This window comes from Luteitalea sp. (assembly GCF_044337415.1).
Classification (GTDB): domain Bacteria; phylum Acidobacteriota; class Vicinamibacteria; order Vicinamibacterales; family Vicinamibacteraceae; genus Luteitalea.
Window position 1 is genome coordinate 1 of the sequence record NZ_JBIINP010000338.1, and the last position, 3,367, is coordinate 3,367.

Below are 3,367 nucleotides of genomic sequence, written 5' to 3' on the forward strand. Positions count from 1 at the left end.
GCGGTGATCGACGCCGGCGGGCGCGCGGTCATCCCCGGCCTGCACGACGCGCACGGCCACGTCCTGGGACTCGGGCAGAGCCTGCAGGAACTGGACCTGCGCGGCACGACCAGTGCCGCCGCCATCGCGGCGCAGGTGCGTGCTCGCGCGGCGGCGCTGCCCAAGGGGCAGTGGATCCAGGGCCGCGGCTGGGACCAGAACGACTGGGCCGACACGGCGTGGCCGACGGCGGCCGTGCTCGACGCGGTCGCGCCCGATCACCCCGTGTTCCTGTCGCGCGTCGATGGCCACGCCGCCTGGGTCAATCGCGCAGCCCTCGCCGCCGCGGGTGTCGATGCCTCGGTGGCCGACCCACCCGGCGGACGCGTGATCCGCGATGCCGCCGGCGCGCCGACAGGGGTGCTCGTCGACACGGCGCAGGGACTGGTATCCCGCCGTATCCCCGCGCCGAGCCTGGCCACGCGGCGTGAGCGTCTCCAGTTGGCCGACGACCTGCTCGCCCGGCTCGGCCTGACGATGGTGCACGACGCCGGGGTGGAGTGGGCCGACGCGGCGATGTACCGCTCAGCCGCCGACGACGGCCGCTTGAAGACTCGGCTGTACGTGATGCTCCGGCCGCCCCGGGCGGGCGAAGCCCTGCCGGCCCCGGTCCTGGGGCATGCCGGGCACCTGCTCACCGTGCGAGCCGTCAAGCTCGTGGCCGATGGCGCGCTGGGCTCGCGAGGCGCGGCGTTGCACGAACCCTACAGCGACGAGCCCACCACGCGGGGGTTGCTCGTGACCTCACCCGAGCAACTGCACGCGCAGGCGCTGGCATCGGTGAAGGCCGGATACCAGCCGTGCATCCACGCGATCGGCGATCGGGCCAACACCGCCGTGCTCGACCTGTTCGAGCGCCTCCAGCAGGAGGTCCCGGGGAGCCGTGCGCTGCGCATGCGCAACGAGCACGCGCAGATCCTCCGCCCGAGCGACATCCCGCGCGTCGCGGCCCTCGACGTGATCGCGTCGATCCAGACGACGCACGCGACGTCGGACATGCCGTGGGCCGCCCGTCGCCTCGGCGAGGCGCGGACCCGCGCCGGTGGGTATGCGTGGCAGTCGCTGAAGCGCGCCGGCGCGCGCCTGGCCAACGGATCGGACTTCCCGGTCGAGGAACCCAACCCGATGTACGGCTTCCACGCGGCGATCACGCGACAGGATCGGCAGGGGCAGCCGCCCGACGGCTGGCTGCCCGATCAGCGACTGTCCCGCGCCGAGGCCCTGCACGCGTTCACGGCCGGAGCCGCCTACGCGGCGCACCTCGAGCAGGAACTCGGGACGCTGCGGCCCGGCATGCTGGCCGACCTGCTGGTCCTGTCGGACGACATCATGCAGGTCGCACCGGCACGCATCCTCGAGGCGCGCCCGGTCGTGACGGTGCGGGGCGGCCGCGTGACGTTCCGCGATGGCCTCTGAAGCGACGCGCGCCCTGCTGGCCGGGGCGGCGACGCTGGTCCTCGCGCTCGCCGTCCTGACCATCCAGACGATCCGCATCCCGGGTCACGCGCCCCATCGGGTCGTCGCCGAGCTGCGGCTCGCGCAGGCGGCCGCCGTGCTGCTCGCCTTCTCGGCGGCGTTCCTGGCGGGGATGGGTGCCTCGGCCGCCGGGCCGGTGGCGGCGCTGGACATGGCCTGCGCGGTGCTGGCCTGTGGCCTCGCCCTCATGACCCTCGTCCGGGATCCCCGGGCCGCCCTGTCGTGGCTGGGCGCCGCCTTCCTGGCGCGTGCGTGCCTGGACCTCGGCCACGCGCTCGGCTGGCTGCCGCCCGTGGCCGCGCCGGCCGGCGTGCTGGCCGGCAGCCTCGTGGCCAACCTGTGCGCTGCGGCGTGCTGCGGCCTGCCCCTGCTGCGCACCCCCCTCAGGTAGATCCGGGCGCCCAACCGCCGCGGCCGGACGACGGCGCCTGCAAACGCCGCCCGCGCTGCGGCGCTGACACCGTAAACTATGGCGCTGGGCCGCGCGTGGCGGCCCTCCAGCTCCCGGAGGATCGTTGCCGATGTCGTCTCCTGTCAGTCGCCGCCGCTTCCTGCATGAACTCGCCGCCGCATCGGCCGCCGTCCCCCTGGCCGCCGGGATGGCGCAGGCGCAGGCGGGACGCAAGGTGCGCCACGCCAGCTTCGGGGCCTCGGGGATGGCCTTGGCCGACATCCGCAGCTTCTCGAGCCATCCGGCCTTCGACCTGGTCGCCGTCGCCGACGCCGACCTGGCGCGCACCGAACAGGTGAAGAAGCTCTTCCCCAACGTCAAGGTCTACCAGGACTGGCGCGAGCTGCTCGTGAAGGAACACGAGGGCCTCGACTCGGTGAACGTCTCGACGCCCGACCACATGCACGCGCCGATCGCGATGGCGGCGATGTCGTACGGCAAGCACGTGTACGTGCAGAAGCCGCTGGCCACCACCGTGCACGAGACGCGCCTGCTCGCTGCCACCGCGCGGGAGCGCAAGCTGGTGTCGCAGATGGGGATCCAGATCTCCTCGCACCCGACGCAGCTGGCCACCGAGGCCATGATCCGGCACGGCGTGATCGGCAAGGTCACCGAGGTCCACACGTTCTGCGACAAGACCTGGGGCGACATGAACCCCATCCCCGCCGGCGCCGATCCGGTGCCCGAGTCGCTCAACTGGGACTTCTGGCTGGGCGTGAGCGAGAAGCGTCCGTACAAGAAGGACGTGTATCACCCCGGCAACTGGCGCAAGCGCGTCGGCTTCGGCACGGGCACGCTGGGCGACATGGGGTGCCACATCTTCAGCACGCCGATCCGCGGCGTGAACCTGTACCTGCCCACATCGGTCACCTCGTACGGACCGGGCTCGGTGCACGGCAACTGGCCCATCGACGCCCGGATCAAGTTCGTGTTCCCGGGGACGTCGCTCACGGCCGGCAGCACGCTCGACTTCTGGTGGTACGACGGCGCCACGCGACCGCCGCAGGCCGTCGCTGACGCAGCCGGTGGCAAGCTGCCCGGCTCGGGCGTGGTCATCATGGGCACGGAGGGCGCGATCCTGCTGCCCCACATCGGCGCGCCGGTGCTGTTGCCCGCCGACAAGTTCGCGGGACGCACGGTGCCGACCGTCGCCGAACGGAACCACTACCACGAGTTCCTCGACGCCGTGCTCAAGGGACCGGGCACGACCTGTTCGGCGGGCTTCGACTATGCGTCGCTGGTCACCGAGGCCGTGCTGCTGGGCAGCGTCGCCGAGCACTTCCCCAACGAGACGCTGGCCTACGACCCGGCCACCATGCAGGTGACCAGTCACAAGGCACCGAACGCCATGCTCCGCCGGTCGTTCCGCAAGCCGTTCCTGCTCGAGCGGCTGTAGGCGGC

General features: G+C 72.6%; 3 protein-coding genes. All 3 read left to right on the forward strand.

The genetic code is table 11. From position 1 onward, the window contains the following. Nucleotides 1-1,455, forward strand: a 1,455-nt coding sequence (locus ACIRDX_RS21945; protein WP_396627551.1) for an amidohydrolase, incomplete at its 5' end; no start/stop codon positions are given. Further along, nucleotides 1,445-1,906 (forward strand): hypothetical protein, encoded by a 462-nt coding sequence (locus ACIRDX_RS21950; protein WP_396627552.1) that lies wholly within the window; start codon nucleotides 1,445-1,447, stop codon nucleotides 1,904-1,906. The genes ACIRDX_RS21945 and ACIRDX_RS21950, both read left to right, overlap by 11 nt. Before the next feature lie 130 nt (nucleotides 1,907-2,036). Then, nucleotides 2,037-3,362 carry a Gfo/Idh/MocA family protein gene (locus tag ACIRDX_RS21955; RefSeq protein WP_396627553.1) on the forward strand — a complete coding sequence of 442 codons (1,326 nt, stop codon included), beginning with the start codon at nucleotides 2,037-2,039 and terminating at the stop codon, nucleotides 3,360-3,362. The last annotated feature ends 5 nt before the right edge of the window (nucleotides 3,363-3,367 follow it).